The 539-nt window shown below is 46.2% G+C and carries 2 protein-coding genes; one reads left to right on the top strand and one right to left on the bottom strand.

Features of this window, described 5'->3' with window-relative positions:
• Positions 1 to 237: DUF3081 domain-containing protein (locus R7O13_RS30265; protein ID WP_140152689.1), on the top strand; the 237-nt coding region annotated here is incomplete at its 5' end.
• Between the two features lie 151 nt (positions 238 to 388).
• On the opposite strand, the gene maoP is transcribed toward R7O13_RS30265, so the two are convergent.
• The coding region (maoP, locus tag R7O13_RS30260) for a DUF413 domain-containing protein (RefSeq protein ID WP_318305646.1) at positions 389 to 539 on the bottom strand (151 nt) is incomplete at its 5' end.

Raw genomic sequence — 539 nt, 5'->3', positions numbered from 1 at the left:
GATCCAAGCAAAGTGCTACAAGCGTACGAAAACGTCATGAACAACGGTTCGCCAACGGAGTTCGGTAAGATCTATGAAGGTGTGGAGGCGTTCTCGGATTACGATGGTTACAACGTCTTTTTAAGAGGCAACGGCGTGGAGCTGAAAGTGGGTTTCCACAACACGTATCACCTAGAGTACGAGCAGGAGCACTTAAAAGAAACGTTTTTGAAAAAGATTGCGATGCTGGCGAAATAGGTCGACATTTCCCATGCACCAAAATCGCAGATATTAAAAAAGCCCTCGGGAGAACGCGCCCTTGGGCTTTAGGAGAAGAAATGGGTCAGAAGCGTTCACTCACACCGAATGATGAACGTTTGTTGAACATCTGACGTTTGGTTATTTCTTATTAATCGTCTTCAGCCAAACTCTCTTCTGCATAGTCGTCAGCCGCATCTGGTTTGTTGCGACCGTTTAGCGTATGGAAGCGCTTACGACCACGAGCCAATTGGGTGTATTTTAACCAAGTGCGCTCGATTTTAGTTTTCGCTTTGAGATCG

This window comes from Vibrio sp. Y176, assembly GCF_033438945.1.
The sequence above is the reverse complement of the archived record's forward strand: the minus strand, read 5'-3'. Positions and strand labels throughout refer to the sequence as shown.